General features: G+C 45.2%; 11 protein-coding genes. 3 read left to right on the top strand and 8 right to left on the bottom strand.

The genetic code is table 11. From position 1 onward, the window contains the following. Window positions 1–32 precede the first annotated feature (32 nt). The 5 genes from trhA to FX988_RS16430 all read right to left on the bottom strand — a co-directional run bounded on the left by trhA (window position 33) and on the right by FX988_RS16430 (window position 7,504). Window positions 33–683, bottom strand: a complete 651-nt coding sequence (gene trhA / locus FX988_RS16450) for a PAQR family membrane homeostasis protein TrhA (RefSeq protein ID WP_160181194.1) — start codon at window positions 681–683, stop codon at window positions 33–35. 83 nt (window positions 684–766) lie between these two features. Next, complete coding sequence (locus FX988_RS16445) at window positions 767–1,633, bottom strand: WYL domain-containing protein (RefSeq protein WP_160181193.1); 867 nt, start codon at window positions 1,631–1,633, stop codon at window positions 767–769. Window positions 1,634–1,767: 134 nt separating this feature from the next. Then, the gene (locus FX988_RS16440; RefSeq protein WP_160181192.1) at window positions 1,768–4,962 is read right to left on the bottom strand and encodes an efflux RND transporter permease subunit; all 3,195 of its coding nucleotides are present in this window, start codon (window positions 4,960–4,962) and stop codon (window positions 1,768–1,770) included. Next, the gene (locus tag FX988_RS16435) at window positions 4,959–6,149 is read right to left on the bottom strand and encodes an efflux RND transporter periplasmic adaptor subunit (protein ID WP_160181191.1); all 1,191 of its coding nucleotides are present in this window, start codon (window positions 6,147–6,149) and stop codon (window positions 4,959–4,961) included. The genes FX988_RS16440 and FX988_RS16435 overlap by 4 nt, the downstream gene beginning before the upstream one ends. Then, window positions 6,146–7,504 carry a TolC family protein gene (locus tag FX988_RS16430; RefSeq protein WP_160181190.1) on the bottom strand — a complete coding sequence of 453 codons (1,359 nt, stop codon included), beginning with the start codon at window positions 7,502–7,504 and terminating at the stop codon, window positions 6,146–6,148. Before FX988_RS16430 ends, FX988_RS16435 begins: the two co-directional genes overlap by 4 nt. Before the next feature lie 122 nt (window positions 7,505–7,626). Between FX988_RS16430 and FX988_RS16425 the strand changes: the two genes are divergently transcribed. Together FX988_RS16425 and glnE are read left to right on the top strand one after the other, a co-directional pair. Then, window positions 7,627–8,007, top strand: coding sequence for a GIY-YIG nuclease family protein (locus FX988_RS16425; protein WP_254700644.1), 381 nt, complete (start codon window positions 7,627–7,629; stop codon window positions 8,005–8,007). Window positions 8,008–8,052: 45 nt separating this feature from the next. Further along, complete coding sequence (gene glnE, locus FX988_RS16420) at window positions 8,053–10,947, top strand: bifunctional [glutamate--ammonia ligase]-adenylyl-L-tyrosine phosphorylase/[glutamate--ammonia-ligase] adenylyltransferase (RefSeq protein WP_160181189.1); 2,895 nt, start codon at window positions 8,053–8,055, stop codon at window positions 10,945–10,947. Between the two features lie 31 nt (window positions 10,948–10,978). Here the strand turns inward: glnE and FX988_RS16415 are convergent, their stop codons facing one another. Beyond that, entirely contained in the window at window positions 10,979–11,596 is a 618-nt protein-coding gene (locus FX988_RS16415) for a toxin co-regulated pilus biosynthesis Q family protein (RefSeq protein WP_160181188.1), read from the bottom strand. Window positions 11,597–11,654: 58 nt separating this feature from the next. Then, window positions 11,655–12,587 carry an LpxL/LpxP family Kdo(2)-lipid IV(A) lauroyl/palmitoleoyl acyltransferase gene (gene lpxL, locus FX988_RS16410; protein ID WP_160181187.1) on the bottom strand — a complete coding sequence of 311 codons (933 nt, stop codon included), beginning with the start codon at window positions 12,585–12,587 and terminating at the stop codon, window positions 11,655–11,657. Window positions 12,588–12,750: 163 nt separating this feature from the next. Between lpxL and FX988_RS16405 the strand changes: the two genes are divergently transcribed. Beyond that, window positions 12,751–16,269, top strand: coding sequence for a PAS domain-containing hybrid sensor histidine kinase/response regulator (locus tag FX988_RS16405; protein WP_160181186.1), 3,519 nt, complete (start codon window positions 12,751–12,753; stop codon window positions 16,267–16,269). Window positions 16,270–16,288: 19 nt separating this feature from the next. On the opposite strand, the gene FX988_RS16400 is transcribed toward FX988_RS16405, so the two are convergent. Further along, entirely contained in the window at window positions 16,289–16,546 is a 258-nt protein-coding gene (locus tag FX988_RS16400; RefSeq protein WP_007984786.1) for a DUF3081 domain-containing protein, read from the bottom strand. Window positions 16,547–16,848: the final 302 nt, after the last annotated feature.

The following is a 16,848-nucleotide window of genomic DNA, read 5'->3' as shown; positions in this document are numbered from 1 at the left end:
GGCCTTTCTCTGCGCGTGACGTAGACCTAGACCTAGACCACATAGTAATAAATAGAGAAAAAGTGGCAAATACACCCAGCGGTCACAAATACATGCCAAATAGGGTGGGTATAGCGAATCGTCTTCGCCACATAAAACAACACCCCAACGCTGTAACATAAACCACCAGCAATCAACAGCCAGAGCCCTTCACTAGGCAGCGACATATACAAAGGATAAATAAAGAACACTGCCAGCCAGCCCATTAGCAAGTAGGTAGCCACTGATATTTTTGGAAAGCGCCCCGACGCCAAGCATTTAAAACCCACCCCAATCACCGCTAAAGCCCAAATAAGCGAAATACCGATTACCCCTACCCAGCCACCAACGGCTAGTAACATAAAAGGGGTATAAGTACCTGCGATCAATAAGTAGATAGCACTGTGATCGATAATTTTAAGCACCGCTTTTACTTTGGGGTTTGAAAACGCGTGGTAAAGCGTGGAAGACAGAAACATGGCTATCATTGATGCGCCGTAAATAATCGATGCCACTTGGGCTAGGGTATCCGCTGCTCGTGAAAGCAAAAACACCAAACCGACGATAGACGCAACACACCCAATGCCATGACTAATGGCATTGAGCCACTCTTCTACGATTGTGTAGGGTTTTAGATGAATAGTGGGGGGAACCTGTTGCTGCATGGCAGACCTTAAGCGTTAAATGACCAGACGATAGTAGTATTTCAGCGAACACTTGTACACTGAAGGAGTCTGTTTGCTGCCAATTAGTTCAAATATCCCGGTGCTATCGCCAAATTATCCACTTTGTTCAAGGTAAAACGATTCTGCAACCATAGCTGATACTCAGCCCCTTCAAGCACGCCGCGTTCAGTGCAGTCCACGTTCCAACGCCTGAGCAGATACCCTGCCATTGCTGCTCGCACCTTGATTAACAGTTGGCTGTTTTCCATGCCGTAATCCATTTCAATCGCTGTCGCATGCTTGACATTTTTTGGGTGAGGCACGAGCTGCAAGGGAATAAGTCGCTGCCATGCTTCATCAGCGTCCGCTTGTTCGTGCTCTTCTCCTGCTTCTTTTAGGGTTACCTTGCTCACCCGGGTCAATACAAAGTCTCGAAAACTCTGGCTTTTGCGATCAAAAGCACGCACATGCCAACGTAAACCATTGTCCACAATCGAATGTGGCACAAGCTCTCTGGCCCCAGAGCCACTTGAGAGCGACGTATAAATCACACTCACTGCTTTATTAAGCAAAATAGCTTGTACCAATCGGGCAACAATAAAAATATTCGGTACGTTTAAGTTTGACGGCGACTCCACTGGGTAATCCACATCGCCAATACCATCGAAGCCATCAGAAATATCATTGGCTAATTTTACTAAGGTACGTTGAGCGTCGTGCTCAAATACAGGTTGAAACTGTTCTGTTTGCACATAACGCTTTTCAACGGTGTGATAATGCAGATTCTTCGGGGCTAAGGTTTTGTACAAACTAAAATCTTTTGAGCTAGCAGACAGCCCGACTTCAAAGCGCTTGATAAGATCTTGACGATAAATTGCGCCTTTAAATAACAAACAAAAATCAATGTAAGCAAGCCGTTGTTTTTGAGCAAAACTGAGTGTATCAAGCATTTTTAAACCGAGCGTACGTGTAGTGTTAATGCATCAGTGTGGTTTGTTTTCACTCGATTGTAAAGTGGCCCCATCACTCGTTAGCCCCTCATTCTCACTCACCTTTAGTGGGCTGAGGGGCCAAAGAGCAGACACTATGGCTGCGCAAGATGCTGTGCGTTTTTTGCCTTTAGGCCTAACAGGCCGAGTAGCTTAGCAATGCCTCGTTTCGCGTCGATTTGAATCATCAATAAGGCGGGAATCAAAATCAAGGTGATCACAGTAGCAAATAATATCCCGTAGCCCAATGACGCTGCCGCAGGAATTAAAAACTGTGCCTGCACAGAGGTTTCATTCAACAAAGGAACTAAGCCTGCGTATGTGGTAATTGAGGTCAGTAAAACCGCACGTAAACGACTGGTACACGATTCTACAATTGCGTCATGCACGCTCATGTCTTCATCTTTTATCAATTCATTAAAGCGCGATACCAATAGCAAGCTGTCATTTACCACGACCCCACTTAGGGCAAGGATACCGTTTAACGATAAAATGCTAATGGTCAAGTCATTCCACCAGTGGCCAAGAATCGCACCAACGATACCAAAAGGAATGGCAACCATGATTAACACGGGTTGAATATAGGATTTAAGAGGGATCGCCAGCAGCACGTAAATGACCAACATCGCGGCAAGAAACATGGTGCTCATTGAGCCAGTTGTTTCGCTTTGTTGTTCTGCTTCACCAGCAAAATAGACACTTAAATTCGGAAATTGTGCTGTAAGTTCTGGCACTAAATCACGGCGCAGGTTATCCACCAGAACATTCGATGCAATTATGTTTTTATCTACTTGAGCACTTAAATAAATTGCCCGTAAACCATCGATGCGAGTAATTTCGTCTTGCTGATATTCACTGCTTATCGTTGCTACATTGACTAAAGGAACAACGGTGCCATCAGGTAAACGAATGCGCGATTGCATAACATCAGCTTGGGTTTTTCGCGCACTTTCAGGATAGCGCACTCTCACCTTCACTTCGTCTTTGTCACGCTGGTAGCGTTGCACGATTGCTCCCCCGAAGGCTTGCAATACTTGCTGCGACAAACTGGCGGTGTCCATACCTAGGGCCCGACCTTGGGCGTTTAAGGTAAACTTGAGCTGGGGCTGGCCTGGGTTGAGGTTGTCATCAATGCCGTTTACCCCTGCGGTATTCAACAAGCGCTCTTTAAACAAAGCACCTGCTGCCATCACGGTTTCATCATCCCACGCTTTAAGCTCAACCTTAAAGTTATCGACCATTCTTCGGGTAGCTAAGATTTGCAGTTTTTTACTGCCCTCAGGCGTACCGGACAAGCGTCGCCATTCTTCTGCAAACTCACTCGATGTATATGACCCGTTTTTGTCTAGCTCAACGGTGACACTGCCACTGGTATCGCTACTACTAACAACTTGTATACTACTAATTTCACTTTGCTCGGCATCAAATTTAGCCAATAAATTCTTCTCAGCTTCTAAAGCCGTACGTTCGAGCATAAATAAATTGCTGTTTGTTTGGCCAAACGCTGCATCATTTTGCATAACTAAATCAGCGTTGACGGTGTCGCCAGGAATACTCGGAAAAAAGCCTACTTTGACAGCACCAGTCATTGGCATGCCAACCACTAAGATCAAAAAGGCCATAAATCCTGCCACGACCGCATAACGAAAGCGCAGCGAGTGCTCAATAACCTTGCGATAAACGTTATCGCTAAACCAGTTTAAGCCGTAATCTGCTCCGTGTTGCACTTTTGACCATACACCACTGAAGCCTGATTTGACTTGGCGCTTTGTATCAATATGCGCCAAATGCGAAGGTAAAATGAGTTTCGACTCCACCACTGATAGCAACAAACAAATGGTAACCACAGTGGCAAACTGGGCGTAAATTTGCCCTAACGGCCCAGATACATTGGATAACGCCACAAAGGCTGCCACAGTCGTCAGCACGCCAAAAATCGTTGGTACTGCTACTTTCATGGTACCTAAAATAGTATTGTTTAATGTGTCTCCCTGCTGCCTGCGGGTGGTATAAATACTTTCACCAATAACCACCGCGTCATCAACCACTATCCCTAAAGCCATAATAAAGCCGAAGGTGGTCATTTCATTGATAGTTAGCCCGGCATAGGTGTCGGTCATAAAGTACATGGTGCCGAAAAACACAAACGGTAGGCCACCGGCAACCCACAATGCGACCCGCACATTGAGGAATATGGCCAAAATAATAAACACCATTATGATCCCCGAAACCGCATTGGTCGTCAGCAACGACAACCGCTCGGTGATCAAAGTACTTTGATCATACCAACTTGTTAACTCAACGTTTTGCGGCAGTAATCCCCGTTCATGCCAGCTATCAATCACGCTATGTGCTTGTTCAACTATGGCGGTGATATCACTGTTGTCATCCATTAATATTTCGATGGCTACGGCATTTTGTTGGTTGTATCGACCTAGGGAGTTAGCATCTTCTGCAAAGCTGTCGGTGACCCTAGCCACGTCCCCTAGGGTGAGCTGGCTCCCCGTTGATGTGGTTAACAACACGATATTGGCAAAATCTTGCAGCCAATAAGCTTGATCTGCTGCTTTCAAACGAATAATTTTGCTGCTATCGCGCAAGCTCGTCGACAGTGGACTTGATGACTCCTGATTGATCACATCACTGACATCACTGATGGTTAAGCCATAAGCCTGCAACTTACCTTCATCGATTTCTATCGACATCATGGGGTCAAGTACCCCTGATTGCTCGACGTCGCTGATCCCCGATTGAGCAAGTAAATCAGCTTTGAGTGTTTCCCCCAGCGATTGTAAGGTATGTCGGTCGGTATCACCGTATAGCTCTATGGTTAACGCGTGATCTTGGCGTCTTGCTTTATCAATAACGGGCTGTTCAGCATCCACAGGGAAGTTATTGATCGCATCTACCTGATTTTTAACATCCGTTAACAGAGCGTCGAGAGAATAATCGGTTTTTTTCTCAATACTAACGTGACTGCCTGAAGCGTCCGATGTGGATGTAATGCGCTTAATACCGGGCACCGTTTCCAGCGCTTCTTCAATTTTCAGCGCAATGCCTTCTTCGGCTTGCAGCGCGTCACCGCTGTCGTACACCACGGAAACAGAGATAGTGTCTGGCTCAAGGCTAGGAAATGCTTCTTTGCGCAGTGTTGAAAGTGACATGATGCCCAACACAATCATACTGACCAGCAGTAAATTAGCCGCCACTGAGTTGTTTGCAAACCAAGCAATAGTGCCTTGAAGCGGGTTGTTGCTGCCGGCTGTATAGGAAGGTTGCTGCTGGCTCATTGTACTAGCTCCTCAGCGTTAGCGAAAGGTTGTTGTCCCGATGCTGAAGCTTCTTCAACCACAGGGTTCACCAACATGCCCGCTAAATAACTGACTAAGGGGCGAACAACCACTTTCAGCTCGGTGCGATCATCTATAGGGTTAATGTAAACATAGTCGCCCCGCTCAAAGCGTTTTTCGGCCGTTGCGCTGACAAGCGTATTTTGGGCATTTACAAACCAAATTTTACCCTCTTGAGAGACAGCGGATGCGGGCAACTTCATCACATCATTCAGTGATTTTCCGCTAATTTCCACTGACAGAAACGTGCCTGGCAACAAAGGCGTTTTTTGCTCAAATGGCTGGTCCAATGCGACAATGACATTGCGTTGTCGAGAGTTCCCGTCTAAGTGATTTTCAAAGCGCGCAATATAACCAGTCCAGCGGGTGCCAGTGGTGACATCTTGCAATGTCACAGGCGTTGAAACATCTTCGCCAAGGTACTGCCATTGGGCTAACGATAAGGGCACGGCAATTTCAACTTTATCTGAGCTGTTTAGTGTCGCGATAGTATCCCCAGTGTTGACATAACTGCCCAAATCAATATCACGGCTTAAAATCACCCCGTCAAACACAGCTGAAATGTGCGTATTGCTTTCGTCTCGCTGGGCTGTTTTTAACGCAGACAAGGCATTATCAGCACTCGCTTGTGCCGCCGCCAATTGTAAGGTGCGATACACCAAGGGTGAACTGGGTGCTTGGGTAAAGCCTGAACGTTGCCACTCTCGTTTGGCTTGGGTCGCTAAGTCTTTTTCTTCTTGTAGGGTCAACTGAGCATCTGCCAGGGTGGATTTGGCGTTTGCCACCGCTTGGGTATATTGCGTGCCGTCTAATGTAGCTAACACAGTGCCTTTTTCGACCCTATTACCGGTGGCAAAAAGCGGGTTCATATCCACAACCTCACCTTGCACTTGGGCCTTTAGCGTTAGGGCCCAATGGGCTCGTGCTTCACCATGTCCAGAAACAGTGGCTTGATATTGGCCCGGTGTGGCGACCACCACTGATACATTTGGTGCGCTGGCTTTTAGCGCAGCGGGGCGAGGTGCATTGGCACTTTCAGCCATTTTTTTCCCGTTGTACATTACGGCTAAACCGATGCACACAACAGCAACAACAGTCACAAGAATTGGGGCGGGTGAAATTTTCATGATGATACTCCAAGGCCTAGGGCGAGGCCCAAATCAATACGATTGGTTTGTAGGGTGTAGCTAATTTCTGCGAGCTGTGCTTGTAGGTCGTATACGGTTTGTTGCACCGTAAGTAAGTCTAAAATGTCGACCAAGCCTTGCTGATATTTACTTTGGTAATTACTAAAACTGCGCTGGGCGCTTTGCAAAGCGAGTACAATCTGTTCTTGCTGAGAGGTAAGTGATTGCTCTTGTCCAAGGGCGTCTTCCACTTCGTTCACCGCCGTCAATAACGTATCTTGGTAGTCCCAAAAAGCTTGCTCAGCGTTCAGTTTGGCTATGTCGACTTGGGCGCGTAACGCCCCCCCTTGAAACAAGGGAGCGCTTAAATTGCCTAATAAGGTCCACACTGGGCTAGTTAACAATGCTTGGCTTGGTGTAGCAGCTACGTCACTAAGCGATGCCGACAAGGTGATTGACGGCAGCAGAGATTTGTATGCCACATCAACCAAGTAGCGTTTGGCTTCGATTTGATAAAACGCGCTAAGTAAATCAGGACGACGAGATAAATCTTGCACGGGGAATTTAGCCAAGGGCTGCAATACACTAGGCATTGTCGAAGACACCGATAACTCGTTCAGGCTGTCTACGCCCACGAGTAATTTCAAAGCACGCTTCGACTGGGCAATTTGCTCAGCATAATCAGCAATTGTCGCCCGTGTTGACGCTGTACTTGTACGCGCCGTATCGAGTGCCTCTAAGTCACCTAACCCAAATTGATAACGCTCGATAATACTCTGTTCGTTATTTTCTAGAGTGGCTAAGCGTTGCAGCTCAATTTCAAGTAAATTTTGACGCAAGATGATAGTTAAATAGGTGCGCATCACGCTGGCCGCCAAGGTATCTCTTGTGGCTTGGTAATCTGCCTGGCTGCTGACGATGGTCATATCTTGGGCCGCGACACTGTCGGCATTTTTTTGCCACACGTCAGCTTCCCAACTTACCGCGAGTGACGAGGAATATTGCGTGCTGTCATTCTCGCTACGCTCCCCATTTAGGTCAGCATCGACACTGAACCATTGACTCGCAGCAGTGACGCGCCGCTGTGCATAAGCCAACTTTAACGCCACATGCATTTGGTTATAAGATGGGTTGTTTGCCAGAGCTTGCGCAATAATGGGCGCGAGCCCTTCAACATTCACCAAATCGGTGAGGTAGCTAACGTCACTTGCGTTTTGCTGGGTGTACTGCCACTGCTCATGTTGTTTAAGCAGTTGTTCAGTATCTTTGGCTTTATAACTAGGTTGGCTACTGCATGCAGTCAACCCGCAAGCGAATGCGAGCAACAGCCATACCTTTGATTTGTTGATATACATGATCTGCCCATACTGATGTCATCTAATACACGAAGGGTAATCAGCCATGGGTTAAGAAATGGTTAACTTAAAATAAAAAGCGCAAAACTTTACGTTAATTTACATTGGTGAGGCGATCCGCGTTGTCATCTGTATTTTTGTTTCATGCGCTCGTTTTCTATGTGAAACTTTGTTGTTTTCACCCATATGATGAGCTCCTCCCCTTGCAACCTTGGTTTTTATACATTATTGAAAACAAATATCAGCATTATTACACTGGCATTTGTAAAGACTTGAGTAAGCGTTTTGCTCAGCATCAAGATAGCGGCCCTTTGTGCGCTAAAGCCTTGCGTGGTAAAGGTCCACTGAAGATGATTTATGCCGTTGAATTGGCCGAACACTCTGATGCCTTAAAAATGGAGCTGTGGGTCAAAAAGCTTACGAAAGCGAAAAAAATACAATTAATCAGTGGTAAATTAGCCTGCCCTTTTGATGTGCAACAGGCATCGTTAGTCGTGTCTTAACTTGACGTCATTCGCCACAACCGCAACCCCTAAATAGGTCTTTTTATGCAAACGTTTCCTATCCCCGAGAATTTATCCCCAGCGTTAATGGCTATCGGTGAGCGCCACTGGCAAGAATTGACTGAGCGCGATTTATTCGACCCCACTTGGCACGCACACAAGGCGCAATTGTGTCAGGTATTCGCATTAAGTGACTTTGTTGCTAGACAATGTATTCAGCACCCGCATTTCGTTCAGGCAATACTGACGCCTTTTAGCCATGAGGGAAAAACGCCAGAATACAAAACGTTACTAGCAGCCGAGTTACGAGATGTCACCAGCGAAGAGCAATTGCATAAAACACTGCGTTTATTTCGCCATTTACACATGGCTCGCATAACATTAGCGGATATAACCAATCAGCAAAGTATTGAAGATTCGTTAACACGCGTATCCGCGTTATCCCAAGCGCTTATCGTGCAAGCCAGCCAATGGCTGCGTACCGAGTTAGCTAAACGTTTTGGTTTACCCATGGGGAGTTTGGGCGAGCAACCTATGTACATTATCGGTATGGGTAAGCTAGGGGGCCGAGAGCTTAACTTTTCTTCTGATATCGATTTGATTTTTACTTACCCAGAGCAAGGCATGACCCAAGGTGGGCGAAAGTCCATTGAACACCAACAATTCTTTACCAAACTCGCGCAAAAACTTATTACAGCACTGCATCACATTACCGTTGATGGCCAAGTGTACCGAGTCGATATGCGCCTGCGGCCTTTTGGTGAAAGTGGACCATTGGTTATGCACTTTGCCGCTATGGAGGATTACTACCAAGAACAAGGTCGCGAGTGGGAACGCTACGCCATGGTGAAAGGCCGAGTGCTGAATCCTGACGAGACCTATTATCCTGAAATTGCTGACATACTTAGGCCGTTTATATACCGCCGTTACTTAGATTACAGCGCACTAGACTCATTGCGTAAAATGAAAGCAATGATCAAGAAAGAAGTGCGCAGACGCCAACTGAGTAACAATATCAAACTTGGTCAAGGAGGCATTCGAGAGGCTGAGTTTATCGTTCAAAGTTTGCAACTTATCCGCGGAGGTCGAGAGCCGGCGTTGCAAGAGCAAGGCCTATTGCACAATTTACAGTTATTGATCGACATGGAAATCCTCCCCAGTAAAGACGCGACGGCCTTAAAGCACAGCTACTTGTGGCTGCGTAAAGTCGAGCACTGCCTGCAGCAGTTCGATGATAAACAAACTCAGGTGCTACCCGATAACGACATAGACAAGCTGCGCCTGTGCGCCATTTTAGGTGTAAAGGATTACCAACAATTTAGCGCTCAATTAGCAGAACATACCGGTGTTATTCACGAACAGTTTTTACTGCTGATTGGCGAAGACGCCGCACCTGAATTAGATAAAGACGACGATGCGCTCTCGCCGTTAGAAGATTTATGGCTGTTGCCCCTCTCTAGTGATGAGCGTGAAGAGCTACTCGGACAGTGGCTTAACCAAGAACAGGCTCAACCCTTTAGCCATGCCTTAGGAGAGTTTGCTGACAGCTTAAGCGCCAGCCGTATTGGCCAGCGAGGCGAAAACATTCTAAATAAGCTTATTCCGCAATTGCTGTTAATCATTTTGCAGCAATCCCCAGATACCGCTAGTCAAAGCCTGAACCGCTGCTTACAAGTGTTTCGCGCTATCTATGGTCGTACCGCGTATTTAGATTTGTTATTTGAAAATCAGGGAGCATTGAAGCAATTAGTCAGCTTGTGTTCTTCCAGCCCTTGGGTGACCGACCAGATAAGCCGCTTCCCGCTGTTGCTTGATGAATTACTTAACCCAGCTCAATTGGTTAACCCAACTGCATTAAACGAGTACAACGCTGAGTTAAGATTAGCCATGTTGCGGGTAGACGAGTCAGACTTAGAACAGCAAATGGAAGCCCTGCGTCAGTTTAAATTATGCCAACAACTTAAAATTGCCGCCGCAGATACCACTGGGGTATTGCCTGTGATGAAAGTCAGCGATCATCTGACCTTTCTTGCTCAAAGCATTATTCGCCAAGTGGTGAACTTGGCTTGGCAACAAATGACCGAAAAATACGGTGAGCCAGATTATCCACACGACCCCACTGAACAGCACGATATGCTCAGCCGAGGGTTCGCGGTCATTGGCTATGGAAAGTTAGGTGGATATGAATTGGGGTACGGCTCAGATCTTGATTTAGTTTTTCTGCACAACTGCACCAGTAGAGCACCCACCAATGGGCCGAAAGCCATTGAATCTGGTTTGTTTTATCTCAAACTCGCTCAGCGTATTTTGCATCTGTTCAATACTAAAACGGCATCAGGCCACCTATATGAAGTTGATATGCGCTTGCGGCCGTCAGGCAATGCAGGTTTACTGGTTTGTCATATTGATGGCTTTAGTGAGTATCAAACTCAAACTGCATGGACTTGGGAACATCAAGCGTTAACGCGGGCGCGCTTTATTGTAGGTAGCCCCAACCTTGCTCAAGCATTTTCAGTGGTTCGTCACCAAATACTGGCACAAAAGCGTGACCTTAAACCACTACAAGAAAGCGTCACTCAAATGCGAGAAAAAATGCGCAAGCATTTAGGTTCTTCTTCCAAAACTGGCTTTGATTTGAAACAAGACAGTGGTGGAATAGCAGATATCGAATTTATTGTTCAATACTACGTCTTAGCTTACGCATGGGAGTATCCAGCACTGACTAAGTGGCCTGATAATGTGCGTATTTTAGCGCAATTGAAAGCCAGTGAGCTTCTCAGTTCACAAGACACAGAATTATTAGCCGAAGCCTACTTAACCTATCGCAACACCAATCACAGATTAGTGCTTCAGCAAGCGGAACAAGCCCCAGATGGCGGTGAGTTTAGCGCTTTGCGCGATGGTGTGGTGCGCATATGGCAGCAGATATTTGTAAGCTAACCATGTGCGCGCTCCCCCGTTAATTAGAAGATTAGCGAGCAACCTTGCAGTTATCTCGCAGATACTCACTGTTAACCGCGGTGATAACCAGTGAGCGCTGCTTAGGGCATACATAGGCTTTGACGGTCCCGTCAAAGTTGCTGTCAATCGCTCGGGCTATTTCATCCAAGCTACCGACAATAGAGTTATCAATTTGAAATGGGTGCTTAATAATAAAATCACGATTGAGCTCCCAGATCACCTGCATGCCTTCAGATTGGGCGTAAGTGATAATGCTGTCTCTTAACGTAGAGCCAGCCTTAAATGAGCGGTGCTTGTACTCTCCTACCCAGTTCGCGGGTAATGGCTTTTGCAGACTTTCCATTTTACGCAACCGCTCGCTCAACGGCTCGGCTGACATATTAACGACATTAACAAAATCACCAATATTTTCTTCTCGTGGATGACGAGAAGACAAGCGATACTCTGCATAAAAGTCAGTCATGTTTTGCGCCACTGACTTTGGCCCTTCTCCGCCTTCGGGGATGGGGGCATTAATATTCATTTGCTGCAATACAATAACGAAGATCGCAATCACAATAAGCGCCAGCGCTAATAATGCGTGTCGCCACCAAGCAAACGATGTCGATTCACTGGGATTGTGTTTCATTACTATTTTCTACCTAAATTAACCGTTTTGTTTACAGTGGGTTAATCGCTCTATGTGACTAACTATAAAGCGACGGGTCATCTTTACTGGGGCGCGTTTTAAAGCGTTTATGCATCCATAAATATTGCTCTGGTGCCTCTAAAATCAGCGTCTCTACCATCTTATTTATCCGTGCTACATCTAGTTTATCGTCACCAGAGGGGAAATTCTCCAGCCCTGGTAGCACTTTAATTTTATAGCCAGTTGCGGTTCTAATGGATGCAAGAAAGACGGTCTCGCAATTTGCTTCTTTGGCAAACAATAAAGAACCGGTTGTAGTCGCGGCGTTATCAACAGCAAAAAAAGGCGCAAACTCACATTTGACTCGACCATAATCCTGATCAGGTAAATAGAAACACACCTCCCCTTCGTTTAGCGCTTGGATCAACCCGCGCACATCACGCTTGTGCACCATGTATTTATTTGAGCGGTTGCGACCATGGTATTGCATGTATTCCATCAAAGGGTTGTTATGCTTGCGATAAAACGCCACCGAAGGGTTGCGCAGCCCTGCCACTCGTACAGCAAACTCTAGGTTCATATTGTGAATAGCATAAGCCAACACACCCTTGCCCTTGGCTAATATAGATTCTATATGCTCGTACCCTTCAAATTCGCTCATTCGCTTGATGCGCCATGTGGGCCACCACCAGCCCATACTCGCTTCTAATACTGCCATACCAGCACTGTCTATATTGGCCTTAAGCAAATTCTTCCGTTCTTCAGGCGTATATTTAGGAAAGCACAGGGCTAAGTTACGTTGAGCAATTTGCACGCGCTTTTTTGCCAGCACAGCTAGTAACTTACCTATGCCTTTTCCGATGTATCTCTGCACGCGATAAGGCAACCATGAAATAGTGTAGAGCAGAATAATACTGAGCCAAGTTAACCAAAATCGTGGATGAAAAAAGGCCATAGAAAATTTAGGGGCTTCAACAACAGATGGGCTCAAAGGTAGCTCCAGTGGACAAAAAGGTCAGTATTGTAATCGACTAAAGGCTGATTGCTAATTAACTCGGCATATATTTTCATTTACATTAATCTATATATACTGAAAGTGGCTAAAATTTGCGACCAGTAGCCAAGCTAAAATACTTTAATTAAACGGAAGATAAATGCCACAACCTAACGTAATCGATGCTTATTATTGTGGATTAGAAGCCGTTAATAGCGCGACGTTACATATTTCGAAAGACCGGCACGTACGCTTTGCAAATAGCGCCGCTTGCACACTATTTGGTTACGATGCTAAAACCATCACTAGCATGTTGATCAATCAGTTATTAGAAAATTTTTACTCGGATCATCATCAGCCTTTCGATGAGCATTTATTTTACGCAGAAGCCAAAGACAGCGAACCGCTGAATAATATATTCAAGTGTATGATTTTGAATCACGAACACCTTATCGCTGAGGTGAGCGTTAAACCTGTTTTATGGCTTGATGCAGAGCCTTCATACGTTTTAACCATTAACCCAAGTAATATTCGCCCCCCTACAAGTAACGAAATATACGACGTTATTCATCGTATCAACGTTGCCACCACAGTGGCTGAAATTGGCATTTGGGAGTTTAACTTAGAACAACAGAAGCTCATTTGGGACGAACAAATGTTTATCCTTCACGGTGTCGCCCCAAGTGTATTTACCGGCAACTTGAGTGACTGGAGTGATTTGCTACACCCAGAAGATAAAGAAGATGCCTTACAAAGTCTCACTCGGTCGTTAACCAATATTGAAAAACTTGATATAGCGTTTCGTATTCTTACCCCTTGCGGTGATACACGGCATATTCGCGCATTTGCCAGACCAATGCGCAGCCCCAATGGAGAAGTGTCGAAAATTATTGGGGTTAACTACGACATTAGTGCACAACATCAGCAACAAAAATGGCTAGAAAACGGTTTACACAGTAATGAGCTACTGATCAAGGTGTTACGAGAAACTGATAACGCTGTTGTGATCACAGATGAACAGGTCAATATAAAATGGATTAACCCTGGCTTTACTCGCATTACAGGCTATTACCTTGAGGAGGCAAAGGGTAAAAATCCAGGTCACATGTTACAAGGGCCGCAAAGTAACCCAGAGACTATTGCTGACATGCGTAGAGCGGTTGCCCAGCAAGAACGCTTTAACGTAGAAATTTTAAATTACTGCAAAGACGGCTCACCGTTGTGGCTTAAAATTAACAGTCACCCCATATACCAAAATGGCGCATTCAATGGTTTTATCGCCATTCAAAGTGATATTACCGAACAAAAAAATGCTGAGTTTGCGTTGCTTAAAGCCAACCGTATTCAAAAGGCCATACTCGACAGTGCTCACCTGTTAATGGTGTCTTGTGATGAAACGGGGCAAATTTTAACCTGTAACCAAACAACACAAACCGTATTGGGTTATTCGCAGAATGCGCTCAAATCAGATGCCAACATTCAACAATTTATGCTGCGCTCTGAGCTGCTTAAATTTGCCAGTCGCTCTAGTAAAAGCCCTGAAAACCCCCTTGATGCTTTCTTCTATCTTGCTTCACAAGGTGAAGTGGATGAAAACGAATGGACTTTCGTCACAAAAAATGACGACCAGATCCCTATGGAAGTAGCCGTTACCGGAATATTCTCTCCAGAAAATCAATTAGAAGGTTATCTTTTAGTTGCTCGGGATATCAGCCAAATAAAGCGCTTTAAAAAAGAGCGTCAACGTCAACAGGATTTACTAGAAACCACAGGAGAAATGGCGAAATTAGGAGGTTGGGAGCTAGACCTGAGCACCAATAAAGTGACTTGGTCGGATGAAGTTTACCGAATTCACGAACTGCCCATCGGTTCAGAAGTTGATTTAGAAAAGGCCATGCAATACTACCCAGAGGAGTCACGTTCTGTGGTAGACGAGGCAATTAATAGTTCAATAGCCAAGGGTAGAAGATGGGATTTGCAAGTGCCCTTTATCACGGCCAAAGGGAACCATATTTGGGTACGCGCAGTAGGCTACGCGGAGTATCAAAATGATGAGCCTGTCATTCTGCGCGGTGCTTTTCAAGATATTACCGAAATGAAAAAGGCGGAAGAACAAGCTAAAGAAGCTAGCCGCACCAAAAGTGAATTTTTAGCCAATATGAGCCATGAGATCCGCACGCCTATCAATGGCATAGTGGGCATGAACGATTTACTGCTAGCCACTGAGTTAACCAAAAAACAACGTCATTTTGCTGAACTGGTACACAGCAGCAGTGAATCACTGTTGTTACTGATCAACGATATATTGGATTTTTCAAAAATTGAAGCGGGTAAATTAAGCATTGAGTCTATCGATTTTGATTTACATCTACTCCTTGGCAATATCATCGATACCTTTGCGAGTCGTGCTCAACAAAAAGGGCTTGAGCTAATTTTCGATTTACATCCCGAGGTCCCTCAATGGATAACAAGCGACCCGGGGCGGATCAGGCAAGTGTTGAACAATCTTCTGGGCAATGCGATTAAATTCACCCATCACGGGGAGATCATCTTACGTATTACACTTGACGGCGAAAAACACTTGAAGTTTTGTATTATCGATACCGGTATCGGCATACATGAAGATAATCAGGCCGCCTTATTCTCAAAATTTATGCAGGTGGATTCATCCACGACCCGCAATTTCGGCGGAACAGGCTTAGGGCTCGCGATTAGTAAACAACTTAGCGAATTACTTGGTGGTTCTGTTGGGGTAAGCAGCCAATGGCAACAAGGCTCTACATTTTGGTTCACCATCACTTTAGACGCCTTTTCCCGAGGGCAAGAACCGAGTACACCATTTTTTCCTGATCTAGACAAAGCGCTACGCGTATTGATAGTAGACGATAACAGTTCTCTAAGTGCCATATTGAGCCAGTGGTTAAGGACCCAGAATATTCAAGTGTATCACGCACCAAACGCCTCACTTGCCTTAAAGCGTTTGCGCGAGCAGCAACTAAGCACAAAAAAAATTGATGTGGTGCTAATCGATACCAATTTGCCCGGCATCAATGGTATCGAGCTGACAAAAGCTATTCGTAGTAACGATCAATTCGCCAAGCTGCATGTAATTTTAATGACCCCCCACGACTGGTTAGAAACCGGGACATCTAATCAGCTTTCTGGTCCTGTCAGTTATATTGCTAAACCCGTGAAGCCGGCTGCACTTAAAGCGGCATTCTCAGGTGCACTGTCAAATAGCTCCCCATCAAAATCAGTGCCAGAAGAGCCTGAAGTTAGGTTGCTCAATAAGCACTTTCAAACACCGAATATTTTGTTGGTTGAAGATAACTTTATTAATCAGCAAGTAGTGATTGAAATGCTGAAAAAATTACACTGTAGCGTACAGGTCGCTGAAAATGGTCAAGAAGCCATTCATACTCTTGAAGATGCCGACAAACAATTTGATCTTATCCTAATGGATTGCCAAATGCCGATCATGGATGGCTATGAAGCCAGCCGCAAGATCCGCAACAACCTACACAGTAACTATGCCTCAACACTCCCCATCATTGCGTTAACAGCAAATGCCATGAAAGGCGATAGGGAAGCCTGCTTAAGTGCAGGCATGAACGCCTATCTGTCAAAACCCATTATTCTGGCAGAACTGAAAACAGAGTTGCAAAAATGGCTTAGATAAAAGGCGCAAACCGCAAAGGCTAATAGTCGGTGTTAATCGCGTTTAGTTTCTTTTCAAACTGCTCCATATGTTCATCTTTTTCATAATCAAAATGATATTGGTTATGAAAGCCAAAGCGCAGTTTTACTAACTGGTCTTCCATGAAAATGGTATAGCCGTCATAGTCACTAAAGGCGGTTATGCCCCCTAGAAAGTAACCTTCCCCTTTTTTTTCGCCATTTTCACGAATTTTTTCAAATATCGATAGGATAAACTTACTGTCCATTTCATTTTTCATATTACCGCCTTTCGTTGCTTACTCTTAATGTTCGCTTTTTATTTACTTTATTAACTTAGAACGTTTGCAATAATTACGCCTGATTAAAATTGTCATCAAAAGCGACCAATGATGTGCGCTTGAGTGGGTTATCTATTAGGTCATGCGGGCGAACGGGCATTTTATCAATAAGCACATTTCCAATTTATCCATGCCTAACAGCATGACTATCTTGGGTGGCTATAGAGTAAAAATGGGCTAGGTAACGGAAAAAATCACTCATAAACACCTATAAAAAAGCCACTGATAACAACAGTGGCTTG

Origin of the sequence: Paraglaciecola mesophila (assembly GCF_009906955.1) — a bacterium.
In the GTDB taxonomy this organism is placed as follows: domain Bacteria; phylum Pseudomonadota; class Gammaproteobacteria; order Enterobacterales; family Alteromonadaceae; genus Paraglaciecola; species Paraglaciecola mesophila_A.
The sequence above is the reverse complement of the archived record's forward strand: the minus strand, read 5'-3'. Positions and strand labels throughout refer to the sequence as shown.